Here is a 16,170-nt window from a genome sequence, read left to right on the forward strand (position 1 = left end):
GCCGAAACGATCATCCAGAGCCTGGCAAGCGGACTGTTGATGGGGCTGCTCTACGGTCTCATCGCGGTCGGGCTCGCGCTCATTTTCGGACTGATGGACGTCGTGAACTTCGCCCACGGCGAATTCCTGATGATCGCGATGTATGCGACCTTCTTCCTGTTCGCCTATTTCGCGCTCGATCCGCTGCTGTCGGCGCCGCTGGTCGCGGCCGCGCTGTTCGTGTTCGGCGCGGTCGCCTATCTCCTGATCGTGCGCTTTGCGGTAAGGGCGAAGGCCAATGCCGGCATGGTGCAGATCTTCTCGACCTTCGGGCTTGCCATCGTCATGCGCGGGCTGGCGCAGTTCTTCTTCACGCCCGATTATCGCAGCGTCACCCATTCCTGGCTCGGCGGCAAAACCGTCTCGGTGGCCGGCATCTTCCTGCCCGAGCCGCAGCTGATGGGCGCGGCGGTCTCGATTCTGGCCTTTGGCGCCCTTTACTTCTTCATCAATCGCACCGATTTCGGCCGCGCGCTGGAGGCCACGCGCGAGGATGCCGGCGCGGTGGCGCTCGTCGGCATCGACAAGAACCGGGTGTTTGCGCTGGGCTGGGGCCTTGGCGCGGCGCTGGTCGGGCTTGCCGGGGCCATCATGGCGATCTTCTTCTACGTCTATCCCGACGTTGGCGCGTCCTTTGCGCTGATCGCCTATGTCACGGTCGCGCTCGGCGGCTTCGGCAGCGTGTTCGGCGCCTTTGCCGGCGGCATCATCGTCGGGCTCGTCGAGGCGACGACGGCGCTGATCCTGCCGCCGTCGCTGAAGTCGGTCGGCATCTACGCAGTCTACCTGCTCGTGGTCTTCATCAGGCCGCGCGGCCTGTTCGGGTCGATCTGATGGACAGGGCTTTCGCCGACCGCCGCCGCCGTGAATTGATCATAGCGGCCTGCCTCGCGGCTCTCGCGGCGCTGGCGCCGCTCGTCGTCAAGGACGTCTACGTCCAGAACATCATGGTGCTGACCCTGATGTATGCGGCGCTGTCGCAGAGCTGGAATATCCTGTCCGGCTATTGCGGGCAGATCTCGCTCGGGCACGCGCTCTATTTCGGGCTCGGCGCCTACAGCACTGCGCTTCTGTTCACGAAATTCGGCATGCTGCCGTGGTTCGGCATGCTCGGCGGCGGCATCATCTCGGCGCTGATCGCGATGGCGCTCGGCTATCCCTGCTTCCGCCTGCGCGGCCATTATTTCGTGATCGCTACCATCGTCATCGCCGAGACCGCGCTGCTCCTGTTCCAGAACTGGGACTGGGCGGGCGCCGCGCTCGGCATCGACATTCCGGTGCGCCGCGACAGCTGGCTGACCTTCCAGTTCACCCGCAGCAAGCTGCCTTATTTCTACTTCGCGCTGGCGCTCGCTGCCGTCGCCTGGTTCGTCACCTGGTGGCTCGAGGATTCGAAATGGGGTTTCTGGTGGCGCGCGGTGAAGGACAATCCCGATGCCGCCGAGAGCCTCGGCGTCGTCGTGTTCAATTCGAAGATGGGCGCGGCCGCCGTCTCGGCTTTTCTCGTCGCGGTTGGCGGCGGCTTTTATGCCCAGTTCGTCTCCTATATCGATCCCGAAAGCGTGATGGGCTTCCAGTTCTCGCTGCTGATGGCGCTGCCGGCCGTGGTCGGGGGCATCGGCACGCTGTGGGGGCCGATACTGGGCGCTGTGATCCTGATTCCGCTCACCGAGCTGACACGTTCTTTCATCGGAGGCTCCGGGCGCGGCGTCGATCTCATCGTCTACGGTTCGCTGATCGTGCTGATCTCGCTGGCGCGGCCGCAAGGGCTTGTCGGGCTGTTCGCGCGGCGGCGCACGGGGGCCGGCGCATGACGGCTCTGCTCGAAACCCGCGCCGTCACGCAGCGCTTCGCCGGTCTCGTCGCCAACAGCGACGTGTCGATCTCGGTCGGTCGCGGCGAGATCGTCGGCCTGATCGGTCCCAATGGCGCCGGCAAGTCGACGCTGTTCAACCTGATCGCGGGCGTCATGTCGCCGACCCAAGGCTCGATCTGGTTCGACGGCACGGACGTGACGCGGCTGCCTGCGGCGGAGCGCTGCCAGCGCGGCATCGGTCGCACGTTCCAGGTGGTCAAGAGCTTCGAGACCATGACAGTCATCGACAATGTCATCGTCGGCGCGCTGGTCCGCACCACCGTGATGCGGGAGGCGCGGCGCAAGGCGCATCAGGTGCTGGAGTTCTGCGGTCTCGATGCGCGGGCCGGCGTGTTCGCAAGCGATCTCGTGCCGTCGGAAAAGCGCCGGCTGGAGGTGGCCCGCGCGCTTGCGACCGAGCCGAAGCTGCTGCTGCTCGACGAAGTGCTGACCGGCCTGACGCCGGTCGAGGCGCAGAGCGGCGTCGAGCTGGTGCGGCAGGTGCGCGAGACCGGGATCACCGTGCTGATGGTCGAGCACGTCATGGAAATCGTGATGCCGCTGGTCGACCGCGCCATCGTGCTCGACCTCGGCAAGGTGCTGGTCGAGGGCAAGCCGGGCGACATCGTTCGCGATCCGAAGGTCATCACTGCCTATCTCGGGGACCGTCATGCTGTCGGTGCATGAGATCACCACCGCCTATCAGGGGCTGGTCGCGATATCAGCGGTCTCGATCGAGGTCGCCAGGGGCGAGATCGTCTGCGTGGCAGGCGCCAACGGCGCCGGCAAGTCGACGCTGCTGAAATCCATCGCGGGCGCCGAGCGCCCGCGCGCGGGCTCCGTCACTTTCGACGGCGAGCGCATCGATGGCGTTCCGCAACACCTGATCACCGGGCGCGGCATCGCCTACGTGCCGGAAAACCGCCGGCTGTTCCCGCGCCTGTCGGTGCGGGACAATTTGAGGCTCGGCAGCTATCTCTATCGCGGTAAGACGGATCGCGAAGGCCCGCTCGACCTCGTGTTCAAGCTGTTCCCGCGGCTGTCGGAGCGGCTCGACCAGCGCGCCGAGACGCTGTCCGGCGGCGAGCAGCAGATGCTGGCGATCGGACGCGCGCTGATGACGCGGCCGCGCCTTTTGATGCTGGACGAGCCGTCGCAGGGCATCATGCCGAAGCTGGTCGACGAGATCTTTGCCGCCGTCAAGCGCATCCGCGACGCCGGCATGACGGTTTTGATCGTCGAGCAGCGGATGGCCGAATGTCTTGAAATCGCCGACCGCGCCTACATCCTGCAGACCGGCCGCGTGCTGATGCAGGGCTCGGCAGCCGAGATCAAGGTCAATCCCGACGTCCGCAAGGCGTATCTGGGATTGTAGACACCACGAATTTTTGCCGTCATGCCAGGGCTTGAGAGGTCGCAGGCTTGAAACCATCACCCCTACAAGGGCGTTTGTGTGGTGGAGACATTCGCCATGAAGCACGCGCTCAAGATTCTCGGCTATGTCCTTGTCACGGTTTATTTTATCGCCGATCTGGTGTTTGAAACCGTGGCGGCTCCGCTGTCCAGGTGGATCGAGCGGTTACCCGTTCTACAGCCTCTGAATGATTGGATCCGGGGTCTACGTCCGTATCCGGCCCTCGCCCTGTTTTCCGTTCCGGTCGTCATTCTTGAACCTGTGAAACCCGTTGGCGCGTTCCTCGTCACGACAGGCCACGTTACGGAAGGTGCCCTGACCATTTGCGCAGGCGAGATCCTGAAGATCACGCTGATCGAGCGTCTCTTCCGATTGACGCGCGACCGCTTGTTGCAGATACCGGCCTTCGCGGTCTTGTATCGTCACTGGATCAGGTTTCATGATTGGGTGACATCGTCCGAAATCTGGCGATGGACGCGTGAGCAGATTGCGCGCTTGAAGTTCTGGTGCAGAAGGGTTGCAGCATCCGCCCGGCTGCGGCCAGCCATTCGGCAAATGCGATCCCGTGACTGACCGGCGCGATTCACGAGGAGCGTCCGAGTTGGGCCGCGTCACCGCTCTCATTGCGAGCAAAAGCAATCCAGAGTTTTGAAAGGCCCTGCATTACTTCGTCGCGGAGCCTGTCATCGGGGCCGCGCTGCGCGTGGATCGCTCTCCGCAAAACTATCGGTGATCATGGTGCTCCGGCAGCCCAAAGGCCTTCACGAGATCGTCGACCTGCTGCGGCGTCAAGTAACGCGGGTTGAGCCCGCGTAAAAGCAGATAGAGTCTTGCAGTCTCCTCCAGCTCCTCGATCGCGAACACCGCGGCCTCCAGCGTGTCGCCCGACACCACGGGCCCGTGATTGGCGAGCAGCACGGACGAATATTTGCCGGCGAGTCCCTTGATGGCATCGGCGACATCAGGGTCGCCCGGCCGATAATAGGGCACGAGCGCCGTCGCGCCGCATTTCATGACATAGTAGGCGGTCAGCGGCGGCAGCGCCGCGCGCGGATCAATCTCCGGCAGCATCGACAACGCCACCGAATGGGTCGAGTGCAGATGCACCACCGCGCGCGCCGCATCGCGGGTCTGGTAGAGCGCGCTGTGCAGCGGCACTTCCTTGGTCGGCGGATCGCCTGAGAGCAGGCGACCGTCGCTCGCCAGGCGCGACAGCCGCGCCGGATCGAGAAAGCCGAGCGAGGCGTTGGTCGGCGTCACCAGCCAGCCGCCGTCATCGAGCTTGACGCTGATATTGCCTGAGGAGCCCGGCGTCAGGCCGCGCTCGAACAGCGAGCGGCCGAGCCGGCAGGTGTCTTCACGCAGCTTTGTTTCGCTCATGGCAGGGCCTTTGCTTTTGCGGTTCTCTCACGCTTTGGCGGCGCGGCCAAGCCGTGATACGCAAAGCGGAGAAGGCCGCAAGTTCAATGGCGGCCGCCCAAGAGGGAACGCCGCATGCCGCAATCCGGAAAACCTGTTGTCGCCGTGATCGGACTGGGGTCGATGGGTTTTGGCATGGCAACCTCGCTCAGGCGCGCCGGCCTTGCGGTCACCGGCTGCGACGTTTCGGCCGACAGCGTCGCCCGCTTCGTCGCCGAAGGCGGCAAGGGCGCCAGGACGCCGTCCGAGGCCGCTCGAGGTGCCGACATCGTCGTCAGCGTCGTGGTCAATGCGGCGCAGACCGAGACGATCCTGTTTGGCAAGGACGGCGTGGCCGAGACGCTGGCGGAGGGTGCCGTGTTCATCTCCAGCGCGACCATGGACCCCGAGATTGCCCGGCGTCTTGCCGCGCAACTGGAGGCCAGTGGCCGGCATTATCTCGACGCGCCGATCTCGGGCGGCGCGCAACGCGCCGCGCAGGGCGAGTTGACCATCCTGGCCTCGGGGAGCGCGGCGGCCTTTGCCGGGGCGCGGCCCGCGCTCGATGCCATGGCGGCCAAGCTCTACGAGCTCGGCGATGCCGCAGGCCAGGGCGCGGCCTTCAAGATGATCAACCAGCTCCTGGCCGGCGTGCATATCGCCGCCGCTTCCGAAGCGATCAGCTTCGCGGCCAAGCAGGGCCTCGACCTGCGCAAGGTCTACGAGGTGATCACGGCGTCAGCCGGCAATTCCTGGATGTTCGAGAACCGCATGCCGCACGTGCTCGACGCCGACTATGCGCCGCGCAGCGCGGTCGAGATCTTCGTCAAGGATCTCGGCATCATCCAGGACATGGCGCGCGGCGCGAAGTTCCCGGTGCCGATGGCCGCCGCCGCGCTGCAGATGTTCCTGATGACGGCGGCCTGCGGCATGGGCCGCGACGATGATGCGTCGGTGGCGCGGCTTTATGCCAGGGTCGGCGGCGCGCATTTGCCCGGCGAGCCGAAGTAGCAAAGAGGAAAAGACATGCCGCGTTTTGCCGCCAATCTCACCATGATGTTCAACGAGGTGCCGTTCCTCGACCGCTTCGAGGCCGCGGCAAATGCCGGTTTCACCGCGGTCGAGTTCCTGTTTCCCTACGAGCATGCGGCCAAGGACGTCGGCGAGCGGCTGCACCATTTTGGCCTGACGCAGGCGCTGTTCAACCTGCCACCCGGCAACTGGGCGGCCGGCGAGAAAGGCTATGCGGCGCTGCCGGAGCGCTTCGACGATCTCAGGGAAAGCCTGCAAACCGCGCTTCCCTACGCGCTGGCGACCGGCGTCAAGCGGCTGCACCTGATGGCTGGTATCGCCGACCGCGCCGATCCGCAGGCGCTGGCGGCGTTCAGGAAGTCGGTGGCGTTCGCCGCGGAATTCTTCGCCCCCCACGGCCTCGACGTCGTGATCGAACCGATCAACCCGCGCAACGTCCCCGGCTATTTCCTCAACGACTTCGGCTTCGCGCGCGACCTGATCGAGGATCTCGAGATCCCGAACCTGAAGCTGCAGTTCGACATCTATCATTGCCAGATCATCCATGGCGACGTCACGATGCACCTGCGCGAGATGATGCCGATAACGGGCCATATCCAGATCGCCAGCATTCCCTCGCGCCACGAGCCCGATGGGGAAGAGCTGAACTATCCCTACCTGTTCGACGAGCTCGACCGGCTCGGCTATGGCGGCTTTGTCGGCTGCGAGTACAATCCGCGCGGCAAGACCACCGACGGGCTTGGCTGGTTCAGCCGGTATGCGGGAGAAAAACCGTGACGCTGGTGCTGGGCTGTATTGCCGACGACTATACCGGCGCCTCCGATCTCGCCAACACGCTGACGCGCGCGGGTCTGCGCACGGTGCAGACGATCGGCGTGCCCCCGGACGATCTCGCGCTTCCCGAGGTCGACGCGGTCGTCGTGTCCCTGAAGAGCCGCTCGATCGAGGCGGATCTTGCGGTGTCGCGCTCGCGCGCTGCCGAAAAATGGCTGCGCAGCCGCGGCGCCGGCCATGTGCTGTTCAAGATCTGCTCGACCTTCGATTCCACCGATGCGGGCAATATCGGCCCCGTGATGGATGCGCTGCGCGCCGATTCGGGCGACCGCATCGTGCTGGTGACGCCGGCCTTCCCGGAAACCGGGCGCACCGTCTACCAGGGTCATCTCTTCGTCGGCCTGGTGCCGCTCAACGAGAGCCCGCTCAAGGACCACCCGCTGAACCCGATGCATGATTCCAGCCTGGTGCGGGTGCTGGGACGCCAGAGCGAGACCAAAATCGGGCTCGTCAACCTAGCGGTGCTGGCGCAGGGCGCTGCCGCCGTTCGAACCCGCTTGGCCGGGCTGGTGGGCGAGGGCATTGGCGCCGCCATCATCGATGCGGTGTTCGACCACGATCTCGAAACCATCGGCGCGGTGGCGATCGACCATCGCCTCTCGGTCGGCGCCTCCGGCATCGGCCTCGGGCTTGCGCGTGCGCTCGTTGCCTCGGGCAGGGTGAAGGCGCACTCAGCGGCGGCGGATTTGGGCGCGCCACTCGGCGGGCCGGCGGCGTGCCTCGCGGGCAGTTGCTCGCAGGCGACCCTTGGCCAGATCGCGAATGCCGAGCGTCTGATGCCGGTGCTGCGGCTTGATCCCGACCGGTTGGTCACGGCCAGGGACGAGGCCGGCCGCGCGCTCGCCTGGGCGAAGGATCGGCTCGGCAAGCGTCCGCTGTTGATCGCGAGCAGCTCGTCACCCGAGCAGGTCGCGGCGGTGCAGGCGCGCCACGGCCGCGACGCTGCGGGTCACGCCATCGAGCAGGCCATGGCCGACATCGCCGAAGGGCTGGTCGAGGCGGGCGTGCGCCGCCTCGTGGTGGCGGGCGGCGAGACGTCGGGCGCCGTGGTCGACCGCCTCGGCATTCCCGGTTTCCTGGTGGGCGCTGAAATTGCTGCTGGTGTCCCGGTACTGCGCGCGGTGGGCGCAAGGCAAGGCGCAATGCTGCTGGCGCTCAAATCAGGCAATTTCGGTGGCCCGGCGTTCTTCTCCGATGCGCTCCGGCTGATGCCCTGACGCCGCATCACCCTTGATTCCAATAGGCTTCCAACGCGGCTCCGTAATTTTACGGGCGCATCATTAACGTAAATGTAGGTCAAATGGGTTTTTTATGGCGCCGGCTCCGCTTCGCGGTGCCGCACTCTCCGCCTCGCAGCGCGTCGCGCGCCAAACCAAGAGACCCCCAATGTTCTCCAAGTTTTCGATCCGCGCCAAGATAACCTTTGTCGTGGCGCTTCTCCTCGTCGCGCTCGCCGGCACGGGCCTTCTCGCAGTCATGAAGATGCGTGCGATCAACGAAAATACGGTGCAGATCACGACGAACTGGCTGCCGAGCGTGCGCGTGCTGGGCGAGTTGCGCAGCGGAGTCGTCAGCTATCGCAACGTGGTGCGCGAGCACATGCTGGCGGAGACGCTGGAGGAGAAGCTGGCGGCCGAAAAGACCATGGCGTCACTGGTCGAGAACAATATGCGCCTGCGCAAGAACTATGAGACGATGATCACCTCGCCGGAGGAGCGCGCGCTCTATGGCGAGTGGTCGAAGACCTGGGATGCCTACAAGCTGGGCGCGGATGAAGTGCTCGCCTTGTCGCGCAAGGCGGCCGGCCAGCCGCCGCACGAGGCGCACACGCTCAACAAGACCAGGGTCAACAAGATCGCGATGGACGCGGATGAAATCCTGAAGAAGGATATCGATCTCAACAACCAGGGTGCGGAAACCGAGACACGCAACGCAGCCGATTCCTACAATACCGCCTTCATGCTGGTCGTCGTGATCCTGGGTCTCGCCGTCGTCGGCGGCGTCGGTGCCGGCATCTATCTCGTGCGCGATGTCTCGCGCGGCATTGGCTCGATCGTCACGCCGATGCAGGCGCTCGGCGCCGGCGATCTTTCCGCCGAAGTGCCGCATCGCGGCGAAAAGACCGAGATCGGCATGATGGCCGATGCGTTGCAGGTGTTCAAGGAAGCCCTGATCGCCAAGAAGGCGGCCGACGAGGCGGCGGCAAAGGACGCCGAGGCCAAGATCGAGCGCGGTCGCCGGGTCGATTCCATCACGCGCGATTTCGAGTCGATGATCGGCGAGATCGTCCAGACGGTGTCGTCGGCCTCATCGCAACTCGAATCGTCCGCCGGCACGCTGTCGTCGACGGCTTCGCGCTCGCAGCAGATGGCCACCGCCGTCTCCGCGGCGTCGGAAGAAGCCTCCACCAACGTGCAGTCGGTCGCTTCCGCCACCGAAGAGCTGTCGTCCTCGATCACCGAGATCAGCCGGCAGGTGCAGGACTCCGCGCGGATGGCGGGCGATGCCGTCAGCCAGGCGCGCTCGACCACCGATCGCGTCAGCGAACTGTCGAAGGCGGCCACCCGGATCGGCGACGTGGTCGAACTGATCAACACCATCGCCGGCCAGACCAACCTGCTCGCGCTCAACGCCACCATCGAGGCGGCGCGCGCGGGCGAGGCGGGCCGTGGCTTCGCCGTGGTGGCCTCGGAGGTGAAGGCGCTGGCCGAGCAGACCGCGAAAGCGACCGGCGAGATCGGGCAGCAGATCGCAGGGATTCAGACCGCGACCAACGAGTCGGTGGATGCGATCAAGGCGATCAGCGGCACGATCGAGCGGCTGTCGGAAATCTCCTCGGCGATCGCCGCTGCCGTCGAAGAGCAGGGCTCGGCGACGCAGGAAATCTCCCGCAACGTGCAGCAGGCGGCGATCGGCACCCAGCAGGTGTCGTCCAACATCACCGACGTGCAGCGCGGCGCGACCGAGACCGGCGCGGCCTCCAAGCAGGTGCTCTCCGCGGCACAGTCGCTGTCGGGCGACTCCAGCCGCCTGAGGAGCGAAGTGAGCAAGTTCCTGACCTCGGTGCGCGCCGCCTGACGCCGCGACAGCTCTGGATCGAACGGAAGCGCGATGGCAGGACCAACTGCCATCGCGCTTTCTATTCGAGAGCGGCCGGACTATTCGGCCCCGTACTGCGGTAGGCCGCGTTCCCGTGCTTTTCCGGTGTTCCAAATTTACTTTCGGTTACGGCTATCACGCTAGGCATCGGCATCACACGTCGATGGCTGAGTCGCGCCGAAATGCGTTCTCGCATCGGTACAGCCGAATTGTGGGGACATGCGCAAAAACCTTCCTGTTACCGACACCGAATATCCGATCAGCGACGAGACGCTGATCGTCTCCAGGACCGACACCAAGGGCAGGATCGTATCCTGCAACGATGATTTCACGGCCGCCTCCGGCTTTGCCACCGTGGAGCTGATCGGCCAGCCCCACAACATCATCCGTCATCCCGACATGCCGGCGGAGGCGTTCGAGAACCTCTGGGAAACGCTCAAGACCGGCAAGCCCTGGGTCGGCGCGGTCAAGAATCGCCGCAAGGACGGCGGCTTCTACTGGGTGCTGGCGACCGTCTCGCCGATCCGGGAAGGCAGCCGGATCGCCGGCTACACCTCGATCCGCACCAGACTGCCCGCAGATCAGCGCCGCGAGGCCGAGCAGGTCTATGCGGCGTTGCGCGAGAAGCGCCGGCATGGCTACCGGATCGATGCCGGCATCATCCGCCGCCGCTCGCCGTTCGATCGCCTCTCGATCTTCACCGGCACCATCAAGGCGCGACTGACCACGCTGGTCGCGACCGCCTCGATTTTCCTGCTGGCCGCCGGTGCCGCGCCGGCGCTCGGCGTGCCGCTCGTGGCGCCCATCCTCGCGCTGATCGGCATCGTGGCCGCTGCGCTGCTCGGCCGGCAGGCGATCCGCGCCATCCAGGTGCCGATGGCCCATCTGAACGACACCATGCTGAATTCCATCCAGGACAGGTTCGACAACCGTATCCGCATCGAACGCGACGACGAGATCGGCGAGGCGCTGCGCAACCTGCAGACCGTGCAGACCATCGTTCGATTCAGCCGCGAGGAGCTGAAGGCGAGCGAGCAGCGCGCCGCGATCCAGCGCAAGGCCGACATGGCGAAGCTCGCCGACAGTTTCGAAGGCGCGATCGGCGAGATCGTCGAGACCGTGTCGGCGGCGTCATTGCACCTCGAAGGCTCCGCAGGCACGCTGTCGGCGACGGCGGCGCGCTCGCAGCAGATGGCGACCACGGTTTCGTCGGCGTCGGACGGCGCTTCCACCAACGTGCAGTCGGTCGCTTCCGCCACCGAAGAGCTGTCGTCCTCGGTCACCGAGATCAGCCGCCAGGTGCAGGAATCGAGCCTTATCGCCATCGACGCGGTCGACCAGGCGCGCGCCACCACCGAACGCGTCAGTGAATTGTCGAAGGCAGCCACCCGGATCGGCGACGTCGTGGAGCTGATCAACAGCATCGCGGGCCAGACCAACCTGCTGGCGCTCAACGCCACCATCGAGGCGGCGCGCGCCGGCGAGGCCGGCCGTGGCTTCGCCGTGGTCGCCTCGGAGGTGAAGGCGCTCGCCGAGCAGACGGCGAAGGCGACCGGCGAGATCGGCCAGCAGATCGCTGGAATCCAGGCCGCAACCGGCGAATCGGCCGACGCGATCAAGGCGATCAGCGCCACCATCGAGCGGCTGTCGGAAATCGCGGCGGCGATTGCAGCGGCGGTCGAAGAGCAGGGCGCGGCGACCCAGGAAATCTCCCGCAACGTGCAGCAGGCGGCGCTCGGCACCCAGCAGGTGTCGTCCAGCATTGCCGACGTGCAGCGCGGCGCCGCCGAGACCGGAACGGCGTCGGGCGAGGTGCTCACCGCCGCGCAGTCGCTTTCCCGCGAGTCGAGCCGCCTCAAGGCCGAGGTCGGCCGGTTTCTGGGCTCGGTGCGGGCGGGCTGAGGCGCCGAGGGCCGCCGTCGGCAAGCCAGCGCGGGTCCCCGCCTGCGCGCCCCCTTTGCTCAATCCCGCGGCAGCAGTCACGGTCAGCTATCGCGGAAGTGAAGGGGGGTATCCGGCAGCGATATTGGCCTTTTTGCCGCAATTCCGCTAAACAGCGCCGACGAATGGCTGCGGGGGAGGTTCCGGGTCATCTCGTCTGACCTGGGACTGCCTGTTCGATGATTGCACTGGTCCGCATTGCGCTGAGCCGGCCGTATACTTTTGTCGTGCTGGCGCTGCTCCTTCTGATTGTCGGTCCGCTCGCCGCGCTGCGCACGCCGACCGACATCTTTCCTGACATCCGTATCCCCGTGATCGGGGTGGTCTGGTCCTACACCGGCCTGCCGCCGGACCAGATGGCGGGCCGCATCACCTCGCCGTTCCAGCGCGCCCTGACGACGACCGTCAACGACATCGAGCACATCGTCGCCAATTCCTATAGCGGCGTCGGCATCATCAAGATCTTCTTCCAGCCCAATGTCGACATCCGCACCGCCAATGCGCAGGTCACCGCGATCTCGCAGACGCTGCTGAAGCAGCTGCCGCCCGGTTCGACGCCGCCTCTCATTCTCAATTACAGCGCCTCCACGGTGCCGATCATCCAGGTCGCGCTGTCCGGCGAAGGGTTGACCGAGCAGAACCTGGCCGACATCGGCATCAACCAGCTCCGCACGCCGCTCGTTACCGTGCCGGGCGCTGCGATCCCCTATCCGTTCGGTGGCAAGCAGCGCCAGGTCCAGATCGACCTGAACTCGCAGGCCTTGCAGGCCCGCGGCCTGTCGGGCCAGGACGTCGCCAATACGCTCGCGGCGCAGAACCTGATCACGCCGATCGGCACCCAGAAGATCGGCGCGTTCGAATACACGCTGCAGCTCAACAACTCGCCCTTGAAGATGGAGGACCTCGGCAACCTGCCGATCAAGGCCGTCAACGGCGCCATGGTCTATGTCCGTGACGTCGCCACCGTGCGCGACGGCAATCCGCCGCAGACCAACATCGTCCATGTCGATGGCAACCGCTCGGTGCTGATGATGGTGTTGAAGGCGGGCGCGATCTCGACGCTCGACATCATCTCCGGCATCAAGCAGAAGGTGATCGAGGTCCGCGACACGCTGCCGGATGCGCTGAAGATCGCCTTCATCGGCGACCAGTCGATCTTCGTACGCGGCGCGATCAGCGGCGTCGCCTATGAGGGCATCATCGCGGCGCTGTTGACCAGCGTGATGATCCTCCTGTTCCTCGGGAGCTGGCGCTCCACCGTCATCATCGCGATCTCGATCCCGCTGTCGATCCTCGGCGCGATCATCATGCTCTCAGCGATCGGCGAGACGCTGAACATCATGACGCTCGGCGGCCTCGCGCTCGCGGTCGGCATCCTGGTCGACGACGCCACGGTGACGATCGAGAACATCAACTACCATCTCGAGCAGGGCAAGCCGGTCGAGCAGTCGATCCTCGACGGCGCGCAGCAGATCGTCACGCCGGCCTTCGTGTCGCTGCTCTGCATCTGCATCGTGTTCGTGCCGATGTTCTTCCTGACCGGCGTCGCCCGCTTCCTGTTCGTGCCGATGGCCGAAGCGGTGATGTTCGCGATGATGTGGTCGTTCATCCTGTCGCGCACCCTGGTGCCGACCATGGCGAACTATCTGCTGCAGGCGCACGTCCATCACGCCGAAGGCGAAGCGCCGCCGCGCTCGCGCAATCCGCTGCTGCGCTTCCAACGCGGCTTCGAGGCGCGCTTCGAGCGCGTCCGCCAAGGTTACCACGATCTCCTGTCGCTCGCGCTTTCGCACCGGCCGACCTTCGTGATCGGCTTTCTCGGCTTTGTCGCGGTCTCGTTCCTGCTGGTGCCGTTCCTGGGCCGCAACTTCTTCCCGGCGGTCGATGCCGGCAACATCCTGATGCATGTCCGCAGCCAGGTCGGCACCCGTGTCGAGGAGACCGCCAACCAGCTCGCCGACGTGCAGAAGGCGATCCGCAAGCTGATCCCGCCCGGCGAGCTCGACACGCTCACCGACAACATCGGCATGCCGATCTCCGGCATCAACATGACTTACAACAACACCGGCGTGATCGGCCCGCAGGACGGCGACGTCCAGATCAAGCTGAAGGAGGGGCACCGGCCGACCGCCGAGCACGTCAAGACGCTGCGCGAACAGTTGCCGCGGCTGTTTCCGGGCATGACGTTCTCGTTCCTGCCTGCCGACATCGTCAGCCAGATTCTCAATTTCGGCGCCCCAGCGCCGATCGACCTGCAAATCCGCGGCGCCAATCTCGACGCCAACTTCGCCTATGCCAACAAGCTGCTCGCCCGCATTCGCCGTATCCCGGGCGTGGCGGACGCGCGCCTGCAGCAGTCGCCCAACAACCCGACCTTCAACATCGACGTCGACCGTAGCCGCGCGCAATATGTCGGGATGACCGAGCGCGACGTGACCAATGCGCTGGTGGTCAACCTCGCCGGCAGCTCGCAGGTCGCGCCGACCTATTACCTCAACCCCGACAACGGCGTGTCCTATTCGATCGTAATGCAGACGCCGCAATACCAGATCGATTCGCTCGGCGCGCTGCAGACGCTGCCGATCACGGCGCCGGGCGCCGCGCAGGCGCCGATCCTCGGCGGCATCGCCGACATCACGCGCACCACGTCAAGTGCGGTCGTCTCGCAATACGACATCCAGCCGATGGTGCAGATCTATGCGACGCCGCAGGATCGCGACCTCGGCGCCGTCGCGGCCGACGTCCGCGCCGCCATCGCCGATACCGCCAAGGACGTGCCGAAGGGAACTTCGGTGGTGCTGCTCGGCCAGGTGCAGACCATGAACAGCGCCTTCTCCGGCCTGCTGTTTGGCCTGCTTGCGGCCGTCGTGCTGATCTACCTGCTGATCGTCGTCAACTTCCAGTCATGGTCCGACCCGTTCGTGATCATTACCGCGCTGCCGGCGGCGCTCGCCGGCATCGTCTGGATGCTGTTCACCACCCAGACCACGCTGTCGGTGCCGGCCCTGACCGGCGCCATCATGTGCATGGGCGTCGCCACCGCCAACAGCGTGCTGGTGATCTCCTTTGCGCGCGAGCGCTATGAGGCGAGCGGCGATCCGGTCGCGGCCGCGCTCGAAGCCGGCTTCGTCCGCTTCCGCCCGGTGCTGATGACGGCGCTCGCCATGATCATCGGCATGGCGCCGATGGCGCTGGGCCTGGGCGAGGGCGGCGAGCAGAACGCGCCGCTCGGCCGCGCCGTGATCGGTGGCCTCGTTTTTGCAACGTTTGCCACGTTGATGTTCGTTCCCGTGGTTTTTAGTATGGTCCACAAGAAGCAAGGCGCCCAAGGCGCCGTGGGGTTGGAGAAATCGCATGCCCACTAAAGAACGCCCGCCGGTATCGCGCCGGAGGCTGGGCCTGGTCGGCATGCTGGCGGCGATCGCGCTGATCGTGGTGGTGACGATCGGCATCCGTTCCCGCGAGGAGGCCAATGCGAAGCTGCGCGAATGGACCGACGACCAGTCGATCCCGACGGTGGCGGTGGCTTCCCCCGATGCCAAGGCGCTCAATCCGACGCTCGACCTGCCGGGACGGCTGGAGGCCTATTATCGCGCGCCGATCTTCGCGCGTGTCTCCGGTTACCTGAAGAGCTGGAACGCCGACATCGGCGCGCGGGTCAAGGCCGGCGAGGTGATCGCCGAGATCGAGGCGCCCGACCTCGATCAGCAGCTCTTGCAGGCGCGCGCCGATCTCGCCAGCCAGCAGGCCAGCGCGAAACTGTCCGAGGCGACGCTGACGCGTCGCAGCTCGCTGCTCGCCTCGAATTTCGTCTCGATGCAGGAGATCGACGAGCGCACCGCCGACCTCTCCAACAAGAACGCCGCCGTCAAGGCCGGCCAGGCCAATGTCGAGCGGCTCGAGGCGCTCGCCGGCTACAAGAAGATCACCGCGCCCTTCGACGGCGTCGTCACCGCGCGCGACACCGACGTCGGCGCGCTGATCAATGCCGGCGGCGGTTCGGGGCCGGCCATGTTCGTGATATCGGACATCAAGAAGCTGCGCGTCTATGTCAGCGTGCCGCAGACCTACGTGCCCGCGATCAAGATCGGCGCCAAGGCCGTGATCACCATGCCGGAATATCCGAACCGGACATTTGCGGCGACGGTGGAGGCGTCCTCGCAGTCCGTCGACGTCGCCTCCGGCACCACGCGCATGCAGCTCGGGCTCGACAATGCGGGCGGCGAGCTGATGCCGGGCGGCTATGCCAATGTGCGGTTGACGCTGCAGCGCGACAGCGTGCCGCTTCACATCCCGGCGAGCGCGCTGATCTTCAACCAGAACGGCCTGAGGGTCGCGACCGTCGGTGTCGACGACAAGGTGCTGTTCAAGGCCGTGACGATCACGCGCGACCTCGGCAAGGAAATCGAGCTCGCCTCCGGCCTGTCGCCCGACGACCGCATCATCGTCGCCCCGCCGGATGGACTTGCCGACGGCGACCAGGTCCGCGTCGCAGGCGCCAAGGGCAAGCCGGCCAAGGTCTCCGAGCGCGAGGACCGCAAGGGGTAGGGGACGCGCA

13 protein-coding genes are annotated in these 16,170 nt (G+C 65.8%); 12 read left to right on the plus strand and 1 reads right to left on the minus strand.

The window, feature by feature from the left end:
• Window positions 1–39: 39 nt before the first annotated feature.
• The 5 genes from QOU61_RS12945 (at window position 40) to QOU61_RS12965 (ending at window position 3,881) form a co-directional block, all read left to right on the plus strand.
• Window positions 40–873, plus strand: coding sequence for a branched-chain amino acid ABC transporter permease (locus QOU61_RS12945; protein ID WP_289661482.1), 834 nt, complete (start codon window positions 40–42; stop codon window positions 871–873).
• Window positions 873–1,853: a branched-chain amino acid ABC transporter permease gene (locus QOU61_RS12950; RefSeq protein ID WP_289658931.1), complete on the plus strand. Its 981-nt coding sequence runs from the start codon at window positions 873–875 to the stop codon at window positions 1,851–1,853. Before QOU61_RS12945 ends, QOU61_RS12950 begins: the two co-directional genes overlap by 1 nt.
• Window positions 1,850–2,581: an ABC transporter ATP-binding protein gene (locus tag QOU61_RS12955; protein ID WP_289658933.1), complete on the plus strand. Its 732-nt coding sequence runs from the start codon at window positions 1,850–1,852 to the stop codon at window positions 2,579–2,581. The genes QOU61_RS12950 and QOU61_RS12955 overlap by 4 nt, the downstream gene beginning before the upstream one ends.
• Window positions 2,565–3,269, plus strand: coding sequence for an ABC transporter ATP-binding protein (locus QOU61_RS12960; RefSeq protein ID WP_289658934.1), 705 nt, complete (start codon window positions 2,565–2,567; stop codon window positions 3,267–3,269). The genes QOU61_RS12955 and QOU61_RS12960 overlap by 17 nt, the downstream gene beginning before the upstream one ends.
• A 96-nt stretch (window positions 3,270–3,365) precedes the next feature.
• Window positions 3,366–3,881 (plus strand): hypothetical protein, encoded by a 516-nt coding sequence (locus tag QOU61_RS12965; RefSeq protein ID WP_289658935.1) that lies wholly within the window; start codon window positions 3,366–3,368, stop codon window positions 3,879–3,881.
• 150 nt (window positions 3,882–4,031) lie between these two features.
• Here the strand turns inward: QOU61_RS12965 and otnC are convergent, their stop codons facing one another.
• Window positions 4,032–4,688 carry a 3-oxo-tetronate 4-phosphate decarboxylase gene (otnC, locus tag QOU61_RS12970; RefSeq protein WP_289658936.1) on the minus strand — a complete coding sequence of 219 codons (657 nt, stop codon included), beginning with the start codon at window positions 4,686–4,688 and terminating at the stop codon, window positions 4,032–4,034.
• A 114-nt stretch (window positions 4,689–4,802) separates the two neighbouring features.
• On the opposite strand from otnC, the gene ltnD reads away from it, so the two are divergent.
• The 7 genes from ltnD (at window position 4,803) to QOU61_RS13005 (ending at window position 16,160) form a co-directional block, all read left to right on the plus strand.
• Window positions 4,803–5,717, plus strand: a complete 915-nt coding sequence (gene ltnD / locus QOU61_RS12975; protein ID WP_289658938.1) for an L-threonate dehydrogenase — start codon at window positions 4,803–4,805, stop codon at window positions 5,715–5,717.
• Window positions 5,718–5,732: 15 nt separating this feature from the next.
• Complete coding sequence (otnI, locus tag QOU61_RS12980) at window positions 5,733–6,515, plus strand: 2-oxo-tetronate isomerase (RefSeq protein ID WP_289658940.1); 783 nt, start codon at window positions 5,733–5,735, stop codon at window positions 6,513–6,515.
• Window positions 6,512–7,789, plus strand: coding sequence for a 3-oxo-tetronate kinase (otnK, locus tag QOU61_RS12985; RefSeq protein ID WP_289658941.1), 1,278 nt, complete (start codon window positions 6,512–6,514; stop codon window positions 7,787–7,789). The genes otnI and otnK overlap by 4 nt, the downstream gene beginning before the upstream one ends.
• Before the next feature lie 169 nt (window positions 7,790–7,958).
• Window positions 7,959–9,650, plus strand: a complete 1,692-nt coding sequence (locus QOU61_RS12990; protein ID WP_289658942.1) for a methyl-accepting chemotaxis protein — start codon at window positions 7,959–7,961, stop codon at window positions 9,648–9,650.
• 240 nt (window positions 9,651–9,890) lie between these two features.
• Complete coding sequence (locus QOU61_RS12995; RefSeq protein WP_289658943.1) at window positions 9,891–11,573, plus strand: methyl-accepting chemotaxis protein; 1,683 nt, start codon at window positions 9,891–9,893, stop codon at window positions 11,571–11,573.
• A 218-nt stretch (window positions 11,574–11,791) separates the two neighbouring features.
• On the plus strand, window positions 11,792–14,977 hold the full coding sequence (locus tag QOU61_RS13000; protein ID WP_289658945.1) for an efflux RND transporter permease subunit: 3,186 nt from the start codon (window positions 11,792–11,794) through the stop codon (window positions 14,975–14,977).
• Window positions 14,967–16,160 carry an efflux RND transporter periplasmic adaptor subunit gene (locus QOU61_RS13005; RefSeq protein ID WP_289658947.1) on the plus strand — a complete coding sequence of 398 codons (1,194 nt, stop codon included), beginning with the start codon at window positions 14,967–14,969 and terminating at the stop codon, window positions 16,158–16,160. The genes QOU61_RS13000 and QOU61_RS13005 overlap by 11 nt, the downstream gene beginning before the upstream one ends.
• Window positions 16,161–16,170 lie beyond the last annotated feature (10 nt).

It is taken from the genome of Bradyrhizobium sp. NP1 (genome assembly GCF_030378205.1).
GTDB lineage: Bacteria > Pseudomonadota > Alphaproteobacteria > Rhizobiales > Xanthobacteraceae > Bradyrhizobium.

What these genes read in the sequence shown, in the direction of transcription:
- QOU61_RS13000 (WP_289658945.1), top strand. Translation starts at nt 11,792, where the DNA reads ATGATTGCACTGGTCCGCATTGCGCTGAGCCGGCCGTATACTTTTGTC.
- QOU61_RS12960 (WP_289658934.1), top strand. Translation starts at nt 2,565, where the DNA reads ATGCTGTCGGTGCATGAGATCACCACCGCCTATCAGGGGCTGGTCGCG.
- ltnD (WP_289658938.1), top strand. Translation starts at nt 4,803, where the DNA reads ATGCCGCAATCCGGAAAACCTGTTGTCGCCGTGATCGGACTGGGGTCG.
- otnI (WP_289658940.1), top strand. Translation starts at nt 5,733, where the DNA reads ATGCCGCGTTTTGCCGCCAATCTCACCATGATGTTCAACGAGGTGCCG.
- otnC (WP_289658936.1), bottom strand. Translation starts at nt 4,688, where the DNA reads ATGAGCGAAACAAAGCTGCGTGAAGACACCTGCCGGCTCGGCCGCTCG.
- QOU61_RS13005 (WP_289658947.1), top strand. Translation starts at nt 14,967, where the DNA reads ATGCCCACTAAAGAACGCCCGCCGGTATCGCGCCGGAGGCTGGGCCTG.
- QOU61_RS12955 (WP_289658933.1), top strand. Translation starts at nt 1,850, where the DNA reads ATGACGGCTCTGCTCGAAACCCGCGCCGTCACGCAGCGCTTCGCCGGT.
- QOU61_RS12995 (WP_289658943.1), top strand. Translation starts at nt 9,891, where the DNA reads ATGCGCAAAAACCTTCCTGTTACCGACACCGAATATCCGATCAGCGAC.
- QOU61_RS12945 (WP_289661482.1), top strand. Translation starts at nt 40, where the DNA reads ATGGGGCTGCTCTACGGTCTCATCGCGGTCGGGCTCGCGCTCATTTTC.
- QOU61_RS12990 (WP_289658942.1), top strand. Translation starts at nt 7,959, where the DNA reads ATGTTCTCCAAGTTTTCGATCCGCGCCAAGATAACCTTTGTCGTGGCG.
- QOU61_RS12950 (WP_289658931.1), top strand. Translation starts at nt 873, where the DNA reads ATGGACAGGGCTTTCGCCGACCGCCGCCGCCGTGAATTGATCATAGCG.
- QOU61_RS12965 (WP_289658935.1), top strand. Translation starts at nt 3,366, where the DNA reads ATGAAGCACGCGCTCAAGATTCTCGGCTATGTCCTTGTCACGGTTTAT.